Origin of the sequence: Kribbella jejuensis, from assembly GCF_006715085.1 — a bacterium.
Taxonomy (GTDB): domain Bacteria; phylum Actinomycetota; class Actinomycetes; order Propionibacteriales; family Kribbellaceae; genus Kribbella; species Kribbella jejuensis.
In genome coordinates this window covers 55438-73507 of record NZ_VFMM01000002.1, presented here as the reverse complement: position 1 = coordinate 73507, position 18070 = coordinate 55438, and the positions used below count along the sequence as shown (strand labels likewise).

General features: G+C 66.5%; 15 protein-coding genes. 10 read left to right on the top strand and 5 right to left on the bottom strand.

Annotation, left to right across the window (positions count from 1 at the left end; all coding sequences use genetic code 11):
• Position 1 precedes the first annotated feature (1 nt).
• On the bottom strand, positions 2-3163 hold the full coding sequence (locus FB475_RS20250; RefSeq protein WP_141858151.1) for a type I restriction-modification system subunit M: 3162 nt from the start codon (positions 3161-3163) through the stop codon (positions 2-4).
• Between the two features lie 148 nt (positions 3164-3311).
• Between FB475_RS20250 and FB475_RS20245 the strand changes: the two genes are divergently transcribed.
• From FB475_RS20245 to FB475_RS20235, 3 genes are all read left to right on the top strand, one after another.
• Complete coding sequence (locus tag FB475_RS20245) at positions 3312-3668, top strand: helix-turn-helix domain-containing protein (RefSeq protein WP_141858150.1); 357 nt, start codon at positions 3312-3314, stop codon at positions 3666-3668.
• Between the two features lie 22 nt (positions 3669-3690).
• On the top strand, positions 3691-4224 hold the full coding sequence (locus FB475_RS20240; protein WP_141858149.1) for a hypothetical protein: 534 nt from the start codon (positions 3691-3693) through the stop codon (positions 4222-4224).
• 101 nt (positions 4225-4325) lie between these two features.
• Positions 4326-4670, top strand: coding sequence for a DUF2516 family protein (locus FB475_RS20235; protein ID WP_141858148.1), 345 nt, complete (start codon positions 4326-4328; stop codon positions 4668-4670).
• Between the two features lie 394 nt (positions 4671-5064).
• On the opposite strand, the gene FB475_RS20230 is transcribed toward FB475_RS20235, so the two are convergent.
• Complete coding sequence (locus tag FB475_RS20230) at positions 5065-5856, bottom strand: L,D-transpeptidase family protein (protein ID WP_202878450.1); 792 nt, start codon at positions 5854-5856, stop codon at positions 5065-5067.
• Positions 5857-5933: 77 nt separating this feature from the next.
• On the opposite strand from FB475_RS20230, the gene FB475_RS20225 reads away from it, so the two are divergent.
• On the top strand, positions 5934-6437 hold the full coding sequence (locus FB475_RS20225; protein WP_141858147.1) for an O-acetyl-ADP-ribose deacetylase: 504 nt from the start codon (positions 5934-5936) through the stop codon (positions 6435-6437).
• A gap of 29 nt (positions 6438-6466) precedes the next feature.
• Here FB475_RS20225 and FB475_RS20220 read toward each other — a convergent pair whose 3' ends face one another.
• Together FB475_RS20220 and typA are read right to left on the bottom strand one after the other, a co-directional pair.
• Complete coding sequence (locus FB475_RS20220; RefSeq protein WP_141858146.1) at positions 6467-7054, bottom strand: L,D-transpeptidase; 588 nt, start codon at positions 7052-7054, stop codon at positions 6467-6469.
• 192 nt (positions 7055-7246) lie between these two features.
• Positions 7247-9112, bottom strand: a complete 1866-nt coding sequence (gene typA / locus FB475_RS20215) for a translational GTPase TypA (protein WP_141858145.1) — start codon at positions 9110-9112, stop codon at positions 7247-7249.
• A gap of 289 nt (positions 9113-9401) precedes the next feature.
• On the opposite strand from typA, the gene FB475_RS20210 reads away from it, so the two are divergent.
• Positions 9402-10019 (top strand): TetR/AcrR family transcriptional regulator, encoded by a 618-nt coding sequence (locus tag FB475_RS20210; protein WP_238332304.1) that lies wholly within the window; start codon positions 9402-9404, stop codon positions 10017-10019.
• A gap of 51 nt (positions 10020-10070) precedes the next feature.
• Here FB475_RS20210 and FB475_RS20205 read toward each other — a convergent pair whose 3' ends face one another.
• Positions 10071-11075 (bottom strand): asparaginase, encoded by a 1005-nt coding sequence (locus FB475_RS20205; RefSeq protein WP_141858143.1) that lies wholly within the window; start codon positions 11073-11075, stop codon positions 10071-10073.
• A gap of 194 nt (positions 11076-11269) precedes the next feature.
• Here FB475_RS20205 and FB475_RS20200 point away from each other — a divergent pair, with 194 nt between their 5' ends.
• From FB475_RS20200 to FB475_RS20180, 5 genes are read left to right on the top strand one after another with little or no spacing between them, the layout of a single operon-like run.
• Positions 11270-12571 (top strand): ABC transporter substrate-binding protein, encoded by a 1302-nt coding sequence (locus FB475_RS20200; RefSeq protein WP_141858142.1) that lies wholly within the window; start codon positions 11270-11272, stop codon positions 12569-12571.
• A complete protein-coding gene (locus FB475_RS20195) occupies positions 12571-13458 on the top strand; it encodes a carbohydrate ABC transporter permease (RefSeq protein WP_141858141.1) in 888 nt (295 codons plus the stop codon). Before FB475_RS20200 ends, FB475_RS20195 begins: the two co-directional genes overlap by 1 nt.
• Positions 13459-14370, top strand: coding sequence for a carbohydrate ABC transporter permease (locus FB475_RS37235; protein WP_141858140.1), 912 nt, complete (start codon positions 13459-13461; stop codon positions 14368-14370).
• The gene (locus FB475_RS20185) at positions 14367-16811 is read left to right on the top strand and encodes a beta-galactosidase (protein WP_202878449.1); all 2445 of its coding nucleotides are present in this window, start codon (positions 14367-14369) and stop codon (positions 16809-16811) included. Before FB475_RS37235 ends, FB475_RS20185 begins: the two co-directional genes overlap by 4 nt.
• Positions 16812-16820: 9 nt before the next feature.
• Positions 16821-18068, top strand: a complete 1248-nt coding sequence (locus FB475_RS20180) for an ROK family transcriptional regulator (protein WP_141858138.1) — start codon at positions 16821-16823, stop codon at positions 18066-18068.
• The last annotated feature ends 2 nt before the right edge of the window (positions 18069-18070 follow it).

Genomic DNA, 18070 nt, shown 5'->3' with positions numbered 1-18070 from the left:
GTCAAGTTACATCAGGATCCGCGATTTCCAGCGAGTGCTCGTCCAAACTGCGAAGGATGAGCCCACCGTTGCGGATCTCGTTGATCAGGAACAGCTCTCGCGTCCGGCACTCAGGGCAAAGCTGCACGGTCGCCAATGGCCAGAGGTCGACGGGAGGCTCAGCGGGTCGACCTGTGACGTAAATACGATTCGGTCGCACGGGAGTGGAACTCGCCCGGGCAAACGGCTCCCAGTCCGGATGGCTCCCTCGGAGCCGCTGACCAACCACTAGGTACGACGCATCGTCGACGTACTCGCATCTGTCAACCCACTCCCACGGGGCCCCTGCCAGCCAGCTGACCGAACTGACTGCTGAAACCACGCGCGGCTCAAGCAGTTCCACATCATCGTCGAGCTCGTAGCTCGTCCGGATCCCATGCGCGTGATGTGAGTTGTTCCTGAACTCCTTGATATCCGCGAGAAGCGACCCGGCACCGTCATCGGCACTCAGGCTCGCGAGCTCAGGGATGCGGGGGGCTCCGATTTCCTCGCCAAACCACCTGAGGAAGGTCAGCCAGGTCCCGAAGCTGGCGCCGCGATCAAACTGCCTGCGGAGACGACCGGTGAAGCCCTCCGCAGCAATCAGCTCGCTCAACGCCAGGATGCCGAGGATTCGGGCGACTCCTTCGCCGAGCTTGAGCAGACCATCCTTCCGCTCAGCAGGATGCGTACTGACGCGGTAGCGGCGGGCGAGTGCTGCGATGTGATAGGGATAGCTCCACTCGGCGCGCCACACGGGGTCTTCGAGCGGACGGACGAGTTCCCCCAAGAGCCCAGCCTCATGCGCCGTTGCTCGGATATGAGGCCGCAAGCCCTGTAGATCCGCATCTGAGTTCACAAAGGGATTCGGCAAGACGCCGGCCGTCGCAGCGGCGAGAGCGCGGCGACCGTTCTCGATCTGCTCGAGCAGAGCGTCGACCTCAGGATCTTCGATCAGGTCCGCAGGAACAAGGAGATCGCGCAGGTCACGAGCCGAGGTCAACGGCAAGCGTAGCTGCTGTTCGCGGGAGTTAAGCCACTCGCACAGAACACGTCCACTCCCCCGCGTAGGACGCAGCACGATGAGGCTGGTCAGTGCCTCGCCGAATCCTGATGGAAGCAGGCGCCAGTTCCCCGGCTGTCCGACCAGGTCGCCACCAACGCACATGCGTAGCGGGCTCCGTGACGGCTCCGACTCGGGAAGTTCCGCGGCCATGTCGGCCCGGTGCAGGTCAGCAGCCCGCAGCATCCGCGGTAGGTCACCGAGATCGTCACCTTCTCGAACGACGACGCGCGGCGCCTCGTCGCGCGCGAACAGCTGGAGCTGTTTGAACTGACCGTTCAGCTGATGCTGGAGGTAGAACCTCGATGGCAGGATCTCGTATCCAAGCTTTGACTTCTCCTGGTCAATCCATGCACCTGGAGTGACCGGCAGAACTTCACGGTCGAAGTACTGCACCGGCTCCTCGTCGACCGGTATCTTCAGGGCGAACCGCAACTCCGGATCCGGCAACGGCAACCCGGCACGCCGGCGAACCTCGCCTTGGGGGTCGCGAACCTCGATCGCGTCCAGAACGGACTCTTGGAAGGCGGTACCCGCCGGCCAACGCTGACCGACAGATTTCATCGCGCGTCGTAGAGCTGCGACCGCCGTCTCGGCGGTGTCCCAGGACGACCCCACCAGGGGCCGCAGGGCCGCCAGCAGACCGTCCGCGCCATGTACCTTCTCAAGCTGCTGCAGGCTCTCGCCGGAGACGACGTACCGCACCCGTCGGGGAAGCTCTACAGTGATCTGCCGATAGGCCAGGTCGGCATTGCGAACGATACGGACTCGCTTGCTCGTCGATTGTTCCGGGCCTTCACCCGCACCCAGCGCCTCCGCATACAAGGTCATGAGTTCGCTCAGCTGGCTGGCCCCGATGTACTTCCGCTTGCTGCCAAGGGGACGCCGCATGCGCTCGGAGAGTTCACGCCCGTCAAGCAGCGCGACCCTGTTTTTCAGTGCTGCAGACTTGCGATTGGTCAGGATCCAGAGATAAGACCCAATTCCCGTGTTGTAGAACAGCTGATCGGGAAGCGCCACAACCGATTCCAGCCAGTCGTTCTCAACGATCCATTGTCGGATGTTCGACTCGCCCGATCCGGGCCCACCCGTGAACAATGGCGAGCTGTTCGACAGCATCGCAATCCTGCTGCCGCCGAAGCCGGATTCTGTAGTCGGCTTCATCTTTGCCAGCAGGTGCTGTAGGAACAGAAACGAGCCGTCGTTGACTCGTGGCAGTCCAGCGCCGAAGCGGCCGTTGAACCCGAGCGAATCGTGCTCTTCCCGGACAGCCTCCGCCACAGTGCGCCACTCCAGACCCATGGGCGGATTTCCTACCAGGTAGTCGAACTGAGCGCCTGGATGCGCGTCCGCGATGAGTGAATTGCCGAGCGCGACGCCAGTTGCATCCCGGCCGCCCAGCATCAGGTCGGCTTTGCACATGGCCCATGTTTCCGGGTTAATGTCCTGCCCGTACAGAGCGACCTCGACACTCGGCCTGAGGCTCCTGATCTGCTCCTCAGTCTCCGTGAGCAAGCCGCCGGTCCCGCAGACTGGGTCGAAGACGGACAGATTGCTCGACGAGCGGATTCGCTGTCCATCGGGGAAGACGAGCATCGTCGCTATCAGTCCGACAACGTCGCGGGGCGTGAAGTGCTCACCGGCTGTCTCGTTCGAGGCCTCGGCGATGCGTCGGAACAGCTCCTCGGAGAGGAGGCGCATCTCGCGGTTGCTCACGCCCGGCCCGAGGTCCAACGCGGCGAACCTCTGAACGACACGTGATAGCAGATCAGCCGCGTCAAGAGCCACGATTGTTCGGGCGAAGGCGAACCGTCCGAACACCTCGGTGGCTTCCGGAAAGAACGCACCGACGTACGAATGCAGCAGCGACCGCGCGTCTTCAGGTGCGTCCGCGATTGTCTTCAGGCTGAGCCCGCTGCTGTTGTGGAATCCCTCGTCTGGACTCGGCGGGGAACACTCCAACCGGCGGATGAGGGTGAATGGCAGCACGATTCTGCCGATCTGGTGGACCTTGAAGTGGCCTCGCAAGATATCCGAGACGGACCAGATCAGACCGGCAAGTTGATGGATCCCGTCGCTCACAAAGCCCTCCCCAGGCGGTTCTCCGTCGGGTGATCATCTCACTATTTCCGTAGGCGTGAGCCGAGTCACCAGGCGCGTGCTTGCAATTGCAAGCAGTTGCTAGCAGACTGGGGGCGTGGCCAGGTTGAGTGATCGGGCAGCTGGGGCGGTGGGCTCCCTTGGGGAGTACCTCGCCGAGCAGCGGCGGCACGCACAGTTGTCGCTGCGGCAGTTGTCCGACCTGGCCGGAGTGTCGAACCCGTACCTCAGCCAGATCGAGCGCGGCCTGCGGAAACCGTCGGCCGATGTGCTGCAGCAGCTCGCGAAGGCGTTGCGGATCTCCGCGGAGACCCTGTACGTACGGGCCGGCATTCTCGATCCGGACGAGAACCAGGAGGGCAAGCAGCCCTCCGGTGTGGTCGACGCCGTCCTGCTCGACCCGGCGTTGAACGAGCGGCAGAAGCGTGTGCTGCTGGACGTGTACGCGTCGTTCGTCCGCGAGAACACCCCACCTGCTGACGACTGACAACACCCCGAGGAGCAGCCTGATGGCTACCCGTACGCCCGTTACCCCCTTCTACGCGATCGCCGGCGCCGGCGACCTCGCGGTCGAGAAGGTCCGCGCCGTCGGCGTGGACGTGACCGCCCGGTTCGCGAAGCTCGACCAGAAGACGCTGCAGGCCGAGCTCACCAAGGAGCTCACCAAGGCGCAGTCCGAGCTGACCAAGCGCTTCGAGGCGATCGTCGCCGACGCCCGTACCGCCCCGGCGAAGCTCCGCGAGCTGCCGAAGACCGCACAGGCCGGTCTGACCGTCGTACTCGGCCAGGCCGAGGAGACCTACGAGGACCTGGCCGGCCGCGGCAAGGAGCTGGTCGAGCGGATCCGCCACCAGCAGGCCACCGAGGACCTGGTGGCCACCGCGAAGACCACGGTGAGCAAGGCGAAGGCCACGCGCACCAGCGCCAAGAAGACCGCGCAGGCCGCATCGCGCAACGTGAAGGCGACCGCGACCAGCGCCCGCAAGACCGCGAAGGCCGCGACCAAGGCCGCCGAGTCCGCCGCCGACAAGATCGGCGACTGAGTGTGACGATTCACCCACTTCGCGGTGAATCCTGACGCCGGGCGGTCCCCCGCTGCGCTCGAGTAGAGGTGGGCCGCCCGGCTGTCGGTTAGGCTCGTAACATGAGCATCTGGCAAAGCCTGATCCCCGGATTCACAGATCCGCTGTCGGTGATCTGGTGGGTCCTGATGGCCATCAAGCTGATCGCGCTCGCCGATGCACTGGTCCGGCCACGCGCGGTGTTCATCGCGGCCGACAAGCTGACCAAGCCCGGCTGGGTACTGATCCTGGCCGTGTTCGCGCTCAGCCAGGTGTTCCAGGGCTGGCTGAGCTTCTTCGGCCTGATCGGCATCGTCGCGTCGGCCGTCTACCTGGTCGACGCCCGCCCGGCCCTCCGTGCCGCCACCGGCCGAGGCCGCGGCGGCTGGGGCGCAATCCGCCGCCGCCGGGGCCCCCGCCCCCTCTGAGCACGTCAAAAGCTGCCAGGTACTGCACCTGCCGAGGAACGAGCTGACAGGTGCTGCACCCTCCCGAGGACGAGCTGACAAGTGCCGCACCCAACCGAGACGAGCTGACTGCGCCTTCCGGCACAGAGCGCTAACAAATGCTGCACCGCCCGGCCGGAAGAACAGCCTGGTGCGTGATCACCAGCGCGCGTCCGGAACGCCGACGCGATGTTGGGCGAAGGTCGACTGTCAGACGCCCAGCCGGACATGGGACAAGTACGCGCAGCACCCCGTGCCAGCTGCTCGTGCGGTACGGCGGGCAAAGTAGTGCCTGACTGCTCTCTCATCGAGTAGCGCAGCACCTGACAGCTCTCCCCCGAACAGCACAGCACCTGACAGCTGTTCTGGGCGGGGCTTACGAGCGGTAGACGATTACCTTGTCGCCTACGTGGACCTCGTTGAAGAGGGTCTTGATCTTGGTCAGGTCGCGGACGTTGACGCAGCCGTGGGATGCGCCGTTGTAGCCACGGGCCGCGAAGTCGGACGAGTAGTGCACCGCCTGGCCGCCGCTGAAGAACATCGCGTACGGCATCTTCGAGTCGTACAGCGTCGAGACGTGGTTACGGCTCTTCCAGCCGACGGTGAAGCTGCCCTCGCGGGTCGCGGTCTTCACCGCGCCGAACCGGACGTCCATCTGCATCTTCACGACGCCGTCGACGACGTACCGCAGCTTGCGGGTGGTCTTGTCGATGCACAGCGCCACACCGGTCGCGCAGCGCGGGTCGAGCTTCTTGCCGTCGACCACGGGCGCCGGCGGGTACAGCTCGGTCTGGGTCGGCTCGTGGGTCACCTTGACCAGCTGGTTCAGGGTGTTCTGGTCGACGTACCCGAGCGGGGGAATGCCCTTCGACTTCTGGAACTTCTTCACCGCGGACCGGGTCATGGTCCCGAAGTCGTCGTCCTGGTAGCGCTTCTCGAGCAGCTTGAGCTGCACGAGCCGGGCCTCGACCTTGCGGACTCCGCCTCCGCTGGACCCGTTCTTGTACAGGGCCTTCGGGTAGATCGGCAGCTCACCGCTGACCTCGAACGGGGTCGCGCGAACATCGGAGGTCGTCGCGGTCGCGCTCGTTCCCGCGGTCAGCAGCGCCGCGAACGCAGCACCCACCGCCAGCGTCGAGACGAACTTCCGAACCATCAGCCCGCGCATCGGATCCCCTTCCTACACTCGTAGGACGTCCCCACCACCGATTCGGTTGGCCCCTCAGGGTACCGGAGGAACCGCTGATGGAAATTGTTCTGAGCACCGCCGACATCACGACGGTACCCACCGACGCGATCGTGAACGCCGCCCATCACGCCCTTCGCGGCGGCGGTGGCGTGGACGGAGCGATCCACCGTGCCGGAGGCCCGGAAATCCTCGCGGAACTGATCGAGCGGTACCCGGACGGCACTCCGACCGGTACGGCGGTGTGGACCACCGCGGGCGCACTCCCCGCGTCGTACGTGATCCATGTCGTCGGGCCGAACTACACCGCGGGCCAACGGGATCCGGCCCTGCTCGAGTCCTGCTACCGCAACGCCTTGCGGATCGCGGACGAGCTCGGTTGCGCGACGATGACGTTCCCCGCGGTGTCGGCCGGGATCTACGGATGGCCGGCGCAGTCGGCCGCGGACATCGCCGTACAGACGTTGCGTCGTACGGCGGCGAAGGTGTCCAAGGCGACGTTCTGCTTGGTGGAACCCAGGCTGTACAAGGCGTTCCGGAACGCGACAGCGGCCGGGGAGTAGCTCCCTGGCCGCTGTGCTGGTGCATCAGTTCACTTGTTGTAGACGACGACCTTGTCGCCGATGTGCACGCGGGCGAACATCCAGGCGATCTTCTTCTTGTCGCGGACGTTCACGCAGCCGTGCGACGCGCCGTTGTAGCCGCGCGCGCGGAAGTCGGACGAGTAGTGCACCGCCTGGCCGCCGCTGAAGAACATCGCGTACGGCATCTTCGAGTGGTACAGCGTCGAGACGTGGTTCTTCGACTTGCGGTAGACCTTGAAGACGCCGTTGCGGGTCGGGGTCTTCGACGCACCGAAGCGGACGTCCATCACCTGGATCGGCTTGCCGTTGACCAGGTACACCAACTTCCGGGTGTGCTTGTTGATGCACAGCACCCGGCCCTTCGTCATACAACGGCTGTCCAGCCGGTACTTCGCCATCGTCGCCCGGGTCGACGCCGCGGTGGTCTTCGCCGCGGTCGCGGTCGGCACCTTGCCCGACGGCGGCAGCGTGGTGACGGAGTTCTGCGCCGACTTCACCACCTGGGGCGCGGCCTCGGCCGTGGTCCCCGCCAGTGCCCCGACACCCACGAACGCGGCGGCCGTCAGCGTCGCGCCGAGCTTACGCAGAATGCTCATGATTCCCTTGTCCTTCCCCCAAAGAGTGCTTCCACAAGACAGACGTCGCTACCTCACGTCTGGTTGGTAACGAATCAAAACTTTCTTTCCCCCGGGCGGCCCCCACCGGCGGCCGAGGAATGGTGTATCACACCCTGATGTACCTTCGCCGCATCCCGTGACCGACCGTTTCCGGTTCGTGTCCTGGTGGTCTCAGCTCTTGGATTTGCGGCCGAGTTTGGCGCGCTCGATCTGGGTCAGCGCGACCTTGCGCATCCGGATCGCGTCCGGCGTGACCTCGACGCACTCGTCCTCGCGGCAGAACTCCAGCGACTGCTCGAGCGACAGCTTCCGGGCCGGGACCAGCTTCTCGAACTCGTCCGCCGTCGACGACCGGACGTTGGTCATCTTCTTTTCCTTGGTGATGTTGACGTCCATGTCGTCGGAGCGCGAGTTCTCGCCGACGATCATGCCCTCGTACACCTCGGTGGTCGGCTCGACGAACAGCGTGCCGCGCTCCTGCAGGTTGATCATCGCGTACGACGTGGCGGCGCCGGCCCGGTCCGCGACCAGCGAACCGCTCGGCCGCGTGCGCAGCTCGCCGAACCAGGGCTCGTACCCCTCGAACACGTGGTGCGCGATACCGGTACCGCGGGTGTCGGTGAGGAACTCGGTACGGAACCCGATCAGGCCACGCGCCGGTACCAGGAACTCCATCCGCACCCAGCCGGTGCCGTGGTTGGTCATCTGCTCCATCCGGCCCTTGCGGACCGCGAGCAGCTGCGTGACGGTGCCGAGGTACTCCTCGGGGCAGTCGATGGTCAGCCGCTCGACCGGCTCGTGCCGCTTGCCGTCGATCTCCCGGGTGACCACCTGCGGCTTGCCGACGGTCAGCTCGTAGCCCTCACGGCGCATCTGTTCGACCAGGATCGCCAGCGCGAGCTCACCCCGGCCCTGCACCTCCCAGGCGTCGGGACGCTCGGTCGGCAGGACCCGGATCGACACGTTGCCGACCAGCTCCTTGTCGAGCCGGTCCTTGACCAGTCGGGCGGTCACCTTGGTGCCCTTCTGGCGGCCGGCCAGCGGGGAGGTGTTGGTACCGATCGTCATCGAGATGGCCGGCTCGTCGACGGTGATCAGCGGCAGCGGCTTCGGGTTCTCCGGGTCGGCGAGGGTGTCGCCGATCATGATGTCCGGGATGCCCGCGATCGCGACGATGTCGCCCGGGCCGGCCGAGTCGCCGGGCACCCGCTCGAGCGCCTCGGTGACGAGCAGTTCGGTGATCTTCACCCGCTCGATCGAGCCGTCGTGCTTGCACCACGCGACCTGCGAGCCCTTCTTCAGCGTGCCTTCGTGCACCCGGACCAGGGCGAGGCGGCCGAGGAACGGCGAGGCGTCCAGGTTTGTCACGTGGGCCTGCAGCGGCGCGTCCTCGACGTACTCCGGGGCCGGAACGTTGGCGAGGATCGTCTCGAACAACGGCTCGAGGTCCTCGGAGTCCGGCAGGCCGCCGTCCGCCGGCTGGTTCAGCGAGGCGCGGCCGGCCCGGGCCGACGCGTACACGACCGGGAAGTCCAGCGCGCTCTGGTCGGCGTCGTGGTCGAGCAGATCGAGGAACAGTTCGTACGTCTCGTCGACGACCTCGGAGATCCGGGCGTCCGGGCGGTCCACCTTGTTCACCACGAGGATCACCGGCATCTTGCGGGCCAGCGCCTTGCGGAGCACGAACCGGGTCTGCGGCAGCGGGCCCTCGGAGGCGTCCACCAGCAGCACGATCGCATCCACCATCGACAGACCGCGCTCGACCTCGCCACCGAAGTCCGCGTGACCGGGGGTGTCGATGATGTTGATCGTCACCTGCTCGCCGTTGGCCATCTTGTGCCGGACGGCGGTGTTCTTGGCGAGGATCGTGATGCCCTTCTCACGTTCCAGGTCGCCGGAGTCCATCGCCCGCTCGTCCACGTGCTGGTGCGCACCGAAGGCGCCGGACTGCCACAGCATCGCGTCCACGAGGGTGGTCTTCCCGTGGTCGACGTGGGCCACGATCGCGACGTTGCGCAGGTCGTTACGGACAGGCATGAAGGAGCGCTCCAAAGTCATCGGAAGTGTTAGGCGGTGGCTACGGCTGGTTTCACGTGCCACTCGACACAGGGCGCAGCGACCTCATCTTACCTGTTCACAGCGCGTGTCCGGAAAACGGGACGGCCTTTGACTTTGGTTGACTGGACGTCCAGTCTATAGATGGCGCCTGGGGAGGGGCCGTAACACGGGGGGTCAGCCCGGAGGCGCCGGACACACAGGGGTATGGGGGTTGTCCGGCGCTTCGGGCCTGACCATTTGCGAGGAGTCAGTGCCGCGATCGGCAAGCGTGAACCAGGAACTGCGGGAGCGGTCCCGCGAACGCATCCTGACCGCGGCGCTCGAGGTGTTCGCCGCGAAGGGCTATGAGGCCGCGTCGATCTCCGACATCACCACCGCGGCCGGCGTATCCCGCGGCCTGGTCTCGTACTACTTCGCTACCAAGGAAGAACTCGCCGCCGAACTCCTGGACCGCTGGCTGGACGGCATCGCCGCCATCCTGACCATCGACGGCACCCCCGACGAACGCCTGGCCGCCATCATCGACGGCGCCCTGATGGCCGCGGCCGGCTCGCTCCCCATCCAGCGCCTGGCCATCACCCTGATGATGCAGCCCAGCACCCACGACGTCTTCGCCCGCGTCGAAACCGCCAAGTCAGACCGCCTCTCCCAGGTAGAAGACGCCATCCGCGACATCTTCACCGCCCGCGGCGCCCCCGACCCCGCCCTCGAAGAAATGTTGCTAAGAGCAACACTCGAGGGCATCACGGTCAAACTGGCGATCTACCAGCAAACCTTCCCCCTGGAAGCAATCCGCCGCCGGCTGTACGCCGGCTACGCCCTCCCGACCCCCACCACGCCGCTCCCGTTCCCCTCACCCGTGGTCGATCGACTGCGGGCAAAATGAACGTTCTCCGGTAACCAATCGGCGTCCTGCGACGAAAAGGTTCCGGAAAGGTCAGGCGAAGAGTGCGCTCGGGCGCGTGGAGCCGACCTGGACACCGCCGCCGATGACGGGCAGCTCGATGTGCTTGTCGATCACGGGCTCGCCGATGCCTAGGTGGCGGAGGGTGGCGGCCATGACTACCTGGCGGGCTCGTTTGGCGTTGTCGCCGTCTTCGATCTTGATGGCGATGCCGCGGCCGTCCGCGAGGCCTGCGGCGTAGACGCCTTCCGCGCCGATCTTGCAGAACAGGCCGGGGACGCCGCGGATCAGTTCGGTCTCGTCGCGGGTGCTTCCGCTGGCGTACTGCGGGAAGTCGCGGAACGCCTGCGCCACCCGGCCCTCGTACGTGTCCGGTGCCGCCGCTGCGAACAGCCCGAAGGAGCGGGCCAGCCCGGCGAGGCTGATCGCGAAGATCGGGGCGCCGCAGCCGTCGACCGCGACGTGGGACACCTTCTCGCCGGCCGAGTCCTCGATCGCGGTGCGGATCTCCCGCTGCAGCGGGTGGTTCGGCGAGCGGTAGTCGTCGGCGCCCCACTGCGCATGCGGGTCGTTCTCGGTGGCCGGGTCGTGGATCGGCCAGCCCTTGAGCGTGCTGGTGAGGATCATCGCGGCGTGTTTGCCGGAGCAGTTCATCGCGATGCGTTCCGGCGTACGACCGGCGCGGACCCAGGCATCCCGGGCGGTCTCGTCCACCGGGTACGCCGGCGGCGTACGCAGCGCCGACGCGTCCAGCCCGGCCTTGGCGAGGATCTCCTGTACGCCGTCCAGGTGGAACTGCTCGCCGGAATGGGATGCGCCGGCGAGCGCGAGCAGGTTGCCTTCGAGCGGGAGCCCGTTACGGAGCATGCCGAGCGCCTGCATCGGCTTGTTGGACGAGCGCGGGAACATCGGCTCGTCGACGACGCCGACCGACCAGGCGACGGTGCCGTCCGGGTCGGTCACGACCACGGAGCCGCGGTGGTGTCCTTCGACGAAGTTGCTGCGGACGACGTCGGCCACGATCACAGGTTCGGTCACGGCTGAACTGTACAGGCGCAAAACATCCAGTTGCCAATGATCTTGTCCACTTGCCGCGCGCCAAAGAATCACGGTTTGGGTTTTCGGGGCGTGAGGTCTTGTCAGGGGTTATCCCAATGGTTAGTTTAACCGCCACCCAAATCCCCCAGGGTTGAACAGAAACCCTCAGGGTTCAACATGCAGGAGGGTCAGCGATGACGATGGACAGCACCCGGCTCGGGCGGCGTGGATTTCTCGGACTGGGACTGGCGGCCGGCGTCATCACGCTGACGGCCTGCGGATCCGACAACAAGACCGCCACCGCCTCGGGCGATGCCGAGGCCGCCGGCCTGGTGATGACGGTGTGGGGCGGCGAGAACGACAAGACGACGTACCAGAAGCGGATCGACCTGCTGACGCAGAAGTACCCGAAGCTCAAGATCACCCTGCAGCTGATCCCGAACGACGGGTACGCGCAGAAGGTGCAGACGATGATCGCCGGCGGCAAGGGCCCGGACATCATGCAGGTCGCCGAGAGCGTCAACGTGTACTCGAGCAAGAACCAGATCCAGCCGCTGGACGACCTGGCGAGCAAGGCCGGCCTCGACCTGGAGAAGCGGTTCGGCTCGATCGGCAAGCTGTACTCGTACCAGGACAAGGTCTACGCGATCCCGGACCGCTCCGGCGCGATGATCGTCTTCTACAACAAGGCGCTGTTCAGCGCGAAGGGTCTCAAGGCGCCGAGCGCCGACTGGACCTGGGACGACGCGCTGAGTGCGTTCAAGGAGCTCACGATCCCCGGCAAGCAGTGGGGCTACGCAGGCTCCGGCTGGTGGGCGCAGTGGTGGAGCTTCGTGTACCAGAACGGCGGGAAGATCATCGACGACAGCGGCAAGCCCGCGGTTGCCAGCGACGAGGTGGTCGAGGCGCTGCAGTGGGCCGGCGACCTGATCTTCAAGCACAACGTCGTACCGACCCAGAAGGACTACGCGAACATGGGCGCCGACGTCGGCGGCGACCAGGCGTTCGCGAACGGCAAGGTCGCGGTGAACACCACCGGCTTCTGGGGCATCGGCGGCCTGACCAAGTCGAAGATCGACTGGGACATCGCGCCGCTGTGGAAGGGCAAGCAGCAGGCGGTGACCGCGTTCGGCAGCGGACTGGCCATCTCCCGTACCGCGAAGAACCCGGCCGCGGCGTTCAAGGCGATCGACTTCCTCACCTCGCCGGATGCGCAGCAGCAGATCATCGCGACCGGTCAGGACGTGCCGGCCAACCTCGACGTACAGAAGAGCGACGCGTTCCTGAAGCCGTCGTGGATGACCAAGCCGGTGAACATGAACGTGTTCGGCGAGTCGAGCGGGTTCGTCTACCGGGCGCCGTTCATCCCGCAGTGGAACGAGATGCAGAAGGCGTTCGACGACGGGCTGGCCGACTTCTGGCTCGGCAAGCAGGACGCGCGGACCGCGCTGACCGCGATCCAGAAGCAGCTCGAGTCCATCGTCAAGCCGGCCTGATGTCGAGGCTGCGCCGCCGCGAGGCGCTCTGGTTCTACCTGTTCGCCTCGCCGTGGATCATCGGGTTCCTGGTCTTCCTGCTCGGGCCGATGATCGCGTCGATCTACATCTCGCTGACCGACTGGGACTCGTTCACGCCGCCGAAGTGGGTCGGGCTGCAGAACTACACCCGGTTGCTCACCGACGATCCGGTGTTCTGGAAGGCGTTGTGGAACACGTTCTACTACGCCGCGATCTCGGTCCCGCTCGGACTGGTGATCGGGCTGTGGCTGGCGAACCTGCTGAACAAGCAGGTTCGTGCCCGCAAGGTGTTCCGGACGCTGATCTATCTGCCGACCCTGGTACCGCTGGTCGCCACCGCGATGATCTTCAAGATGGTGCTCGCGCCCTCCGGCCCGCTGAACGACGTACTCAACATCTTCGGGATCCCCGGCCCGTCCTGGTTGCTGGAGGCGGTGTGGGTGAAGCCGGCGCTGATCCTGCTGTCCGTCTGGGGCGCCGGCGGCGCGACCGTACTGCTGCTTGCGGCAATGAAAGGCATTCCCCGCGAGCTGTACGAGGCCGCCGAGGTGGACGGCGCCTCCCGGATCCGGCAGTTCTGGAGCATCACGATCCCGCAGTTGACCCCGATCATCTTCTTCAACCTGATCATGGGGTTGATCGGTGCGTTCCAGGTGTTCTCCCAGGTCTACATCCTGACCAAGGGCGGCCCGAACAACGCCAGCCAGACGATGGTCCCGCTGTTGTTCGACCAGGCGTTCTCGTTCTACAAGATGGGGTACGCCTCGGCGATCTCGTGGATGCTGTTCCTGGTCATCCTGGGGTTCACGCTGCTCGCCTTCCGTACCGCCCGCCGCTGGGTGTTCTACGAGACCGAGGTGAAGTGAATGGCCACCGTCATCTCCGCTGCCGCACCGGGGCAGCAGGAACGCACACGCAGCCGGGAGCGGGTCGTCGGCGTGTTCCGCGCGACACCGTTCTCCTACGCGACACTGATCCTGGTGTCCGCCGTACTGTGCGTACCGCTGGTGTTCGTGGTCTCGATCGCGTTGTCCAGCGACCAGACGGTGAACGCGAACACGTTCACGATCCTCCCGCGCGAATTCCACTGGGAGAACTTCACCCGCGTGTTCGGCACCGAACTGCCGATGCAGCGGTTCCTGCTGAACTCGATGATCATCTCGGCCGGGGCGGTCCTCGGCCAGGTGCTGTCCAGCGGGCTGGTCGGGTACGCGTTCGCGCGTTTGCGGGCGCCGGGCAAGAACGCCCTTTTCATCGTGGTGATCGCGACCATGATGATCCCCTCGCAGATCACGATGATCCCGCAGTTCATCCTGTTCAAGGACCTCGGCTGGGTGAACACGTACCTGCCGCTGATCGTGCCGAACTTCTTCTCGAACGCGTTCAACGTGTTCCTGGTCCGGCAGTTCGTCTCCCGGCTGCCGAGCGAGATCGACGAGGCCGCGATGGTCGACGGCCTGGGCTTCTTCGGCATCTACCGGCGGATCATGCTGCCGATGCTGGCCCCGGTACTGATCGCGATCGGGATCTTCACGCTGACCGCGACCTGGGGTGACTTCATGGGCCCGTTGATCTACCTGAACGACGAGTCGAAGATGCCGCTGGCGCTGGGCGTGCAGTACATCACCAGTACGTCGCAAGCGCTGCAGGCGCCACCCTGGAACCTGGTGATGGTGGGGTCGATCCTGCTCACGCTGCCGATGATCCTGGTGTACTACCTGGGACAGCGGTACTTGTACGAGATGGACATCAGCGGCGGAAGCGCAGGGGTCAAGTGACAGTTTCTCTGGATGCTCGCGGCATCACGATCGACGGCAAGCCGCAGGTGGTGCTGTGCGCGTCGCTGTTCTACTTCCGGCTGCCGCGGGAGCAGTGGCGGGAGCGCCTCGAGCAGGTACGGCGATCGGGCTACACGTGTGTCGACGTGTACCTGCCGTGGAACTTCCACGAACTCTCCCCCGGCCGCTGGTCCTTCGAGGGCCGGCGGGACGTCGCCGCGTTCCTGGATCTCGCGTACGAAGTCGGGTTGTACGTGATCGCCCGGCCGGGTCCGTACATCTGCTCGGAATGGGACGGCGGTGCACTGCCCGCGTGGCTCGGGCTCGACCCCTCGCTGCGGGTCCGACAGAACGAACCCCGCTTCCTCGGGGCCGTCACGGACTGGTTCGACCAGGTGCTGCCGATCTTCGCCGACCGTCAGCACGGTGCGGGCGGCGCAGTGATCATGGTCCAGCTCGAGAACGAGCTCGACTTCTTCGACTGCGCGGACCGGCCCGGCTATCTCGAGGCGTTGCGGGACCAAGCAGTTGCCCACGGCATCGACGTACCGCTGATCGCTTGCTCCGGGCAAGGGGATCTCTTCGGCGCCACCGGAGATGTGCAGGGCGTCGTACCGGCGTGCAACTTCTACCCGAACGACGACTCACCGTTCGTCGAGGAGGAGGTACGGCGGTACTCCGAACTGCTCGCCGAACGCGGGCTGCCGTTGCTCGTCACCGAGACGAACCGACGGCACCGCACACTCCGCCGGCTGCTCGCGAGCGGCGCGTCGCTGATCGCGCCGTACCTGCAGTCCTCGGGCTGGAACTTCGGATACACCCCGTCCTGCGGGAACTGGGGACGGCCCGGCAACTTCATGAGCCACGGATACGACTTCGGCGGGTACGTGTCGTCGACCGGTGTCGAACGACCGGAGTACGCCGAGGCGCAGGTGCTGTCCTGGGTGTTGAAGGCGCTCGGCCCGCGGCTGGCGTCCGCCACACCGGGTGAACCGCTCGAGATCGCCACGGACTTCCCGACGAGCTCGTCGCATTCGGTGCTGAACCTGGACGGCGGTGGACGGTTGGTCGCCGTACCGAATCTCGGCAGTGAGGACGGGCGAGCGATCGTCGAGGGCGTGCCGGTCGCGGTGCCGGCGGACTCCTGTCCGCTGATGCTGCTCGACCTGCCGCTCGGCGAGACCACGCTCCGGCTGGCGTCGGCCGATCTGATGGATTCGCGGCAGGGTCTGTTGTTCTGCTCGTCGGTTCCGGTGACCGTTGTCGTCGGCAACAGTACGGAAGAGGTGCCGGTCGGGTCGTCGCGGATCGTCGAAGGCGTCGTGGTCACGGTCGAGCCACCGCCGGAGGTCGACGACCCGGCGGCCGCCGGCACAATTGACGTGACGGTACGGCGGCGTACGTCGGTGGCGCCGTCGATCCCGGCCGGTACACACGAGCAACCGCCGACGCTGGAGTCGCTCGGCGTGTACCGCGGACGAGGTACATACACGACCACCACCGACCTCACCGGCGAACTGCTCGTCGCGGGCGCGTCCGACATCGTGAACCTGTCGATCGGCGGCCGCGTCCACACGCTGTCCGGCTTCGGCGCCACGGAGCGGATCGACGTCCGCGGGCTGGAGGGTGCGCTCGCGGCGACGGTCGAGATCTGGGGTCACGCGAACTTCGACGACGTACGACTGCCGTCGCTGCGGCTCGGCGCCCTGCGCGGCCTCGGCTCGGTGTGGAACGTGGTCGAGACGCACGACATCTCGGCGCTCTGGACAGTCGACGGCCACTGGGCCGGCACCCCGGCTCCAGTGCGAGGCCTGACCGGGTGGAGCAGCACCCGCGTCGGTACTCCGATCACCTACAAGCGTCGGGTCCAAGCCGAGTCGGCGGCCGCCCTGCACCTTCAGGACCTGCACGGTCCGGTCGCGGTCGGCATCGACGACGGAGAGCCTCGGACGGTTCACGTCGAGGATCCTTGGGTGCTGCTGCCGGCGGGGACCAAGCAGCTCTCGGTGACGCTTCCGCACGACCCGAGCGCCGGCGGCCTCCGCGCCGAGCTGCTCACCCTGAGCCCGGTACTCGGGTGGACGTGTTCGGTCCAGGACGACGAGCTACTCGGCGCGTTCGCACTGCGCCGGGAGCAAGGCACCGAGCTCCAACTGCCGCTGACGCTCCGCCCGGGCGAGGAGGCGTGGCTCGACCTGGAGCTTCCATCGTTGGAGAATGGAGTGCTGGTCCGGCCGGACGGTGCCCAGGTCCGGGTCACCGGCTGGGCGTCCGGGGAGTGCCTCGGCAGGGTCTGGCTCGGTGACCGGCCGGCGTTCTCCGGCGGCGATCCGGACGTACTGTGGATCCCGCCGGGCTGGTCCGGGCTGACGCTGCTCGTCCAGGGCGTCGACGGACCGGGCACACCGGAACTTCGGGCAGTCGGGATCGAGAGCGTGTAAGGGGGAAGCGTGCCGCGGCAGACATCTCGCGACCTGCGCAACGAGAGCCGGTTCGAGGTGCTGCACGCACTGTTCACCCTGGGGCCCTCGACCCGGCAGGAGATCGCCAAGCACACCGGGCTCAGCCCGGCGACCGTCGCCACCCTCGTGACCCAGTTCCTGTCCGAGGGTGTGCTGCGGATCGCGACGATCGAACAGAACACTGTCGGCCGTCCGTACGAGCGGCTCACCATCGACCCCGGCCGCGGCCGGATCCTCGGCATCGACGTCGCCGAGACGTATGTCGACGCGACAGTGTACGACGTGTTGCTGCAGCCGCTCGGCCAGAGCCAGGTGATGCTCGATGAGCACCAGAACGGCCAGACGTACGTCGTCGACGGCATCGTCCGCGCGATCGACGCGGCCATCGCAGACGGCGGCACCACCCGGGCCCAGATCACCGGCGTCGGCGTGAGCATGCCCGGACAGGTCCGGCCGGACGCCGGCGTCTCGGTGTTCGCCCCGAACTGGGACTGGCACGACGTGACCATCGAGGCCCTGCTCGCCGAGCGTCTCGGCCTGCCGGTGTACGTGGACAACCCGTTGAAGGCGATCGCACTCTCGGAACTCTGGTTCGGCGTCGGCCGGACCACGAAGAGCATGGCCGTGGTCAACCTCGGCACCGGGGTCGGCGCCGGCATCGTCATCGACCGCGCGCTGCTGCGCGGCGAGACGAACAACGCGGGCGAGTGGGGACACACCCTGCTCCAGCTCGACGGCCGGCTCTGCCGGTGCGGTCGGCGCGGCTGCGTCGAGGCGTACCTGGGTGTTTGCGGCCTGCAGACCACGCTGGCCGAGATCGATCCGGATCATCCGGCGCTGCGCGAAGCGCAGCAGCCCGGGTTCGTCGCCGCGGTCGCCGACGGGCTGACCCGCGGCGACAGCGCACTGGCCGAGCTGGCTCGTCGTACCTCGCACTACCTGGCCGCGGCGCTCGGGGACCTGGTCAATCTGCTGAACATCTCGCACATCACGCTCACCGGCTGGACCACGGCGGCCCTGAGCGAGTGGCTGATCCCGGCCGTCCGGTCCGAACTACCGGATCACGTGCTGCCGGGCTCGCTGCCCGACCTCACCGTGGAGGCCTCGAAGGTCCCCGGCAACCCGGTCGCGCTCGGCATGGCCGCCTTCAGCCTCGAACAGTTCCTCGGCACCCTCGGCCTGGCCAGCAAGGCATCGCTGCCCGCCACCGGCCGCCGGCTCCGCTCGCCGGTCTGAGC

Excerpts from the sequence above, each read along its gene's own strand:
- FB475_RS20235 (WP_141858148.1), top strand. The coding sequence starts at position 4,326 with ATGAGCATCTGGCAAAGCCTGATCCCCGGATTCACAGATCCGCTGTCG.
- FB475_RS20220 (WP_141858146.1), bottom strand. The coding sequence starts at position 7,054 with ATGAGCATTCTGCGTAAGCTCGGCGCGACGCTGACGGCCGCCGCGTTC.
- FB475_RS20230 (WP_202878450.1), bottom strand. The coding sequence starts at position 5,856 with ATGCGCGGGCTGATGGTTCGGAAGTTCGTCTCGACGCTGGCGGTGGGT.
- FB475_RS20200 (WP_141858142.1), top strand. The coding sequence starts at position 11,270 with ATGACGATGGACAGCACCCGGCTCGGGCGGCGTGGATTTCTCGGACTG.
- FB475_RS20195 (WP_141858141.1), top strand. The coding sequence starts at position 12,571 with ATGTCGAGGCTGCGCCGCCGCGAGGCGCTCTGGTTCTACCTGTTCGCC.
- FB475_RS20240 (WP_141858149.1), top strand. The coding sequence starts at position 3,691 with ATGGCTACCCGTACGCCCGTTACCCCCTTCTACGCGATCGCCGGCGCC.
- typA (WP_141858145.1), bottom strand. The coding sequence starts at position 9,112 with ATGCCTGTCCGTAACGACCTGCGCAACGTCGCGATCGTGGCCCACGTC.
- FB475_RS20225 (WP_141858147.1), top strand. The coding sequence starts at position 5,934 with ATGGAAATTGTTCTGAGCACCGCCGACATCACGACGGTACCCACCGAC.
- FB475_RS37235 (WP_141858140.1), top strand. The coding sequence starts at position 13,459 with ATGGCCACCGTCATCTCCGCTGCCGCACCGGGGCAGCAGGAACGCACA.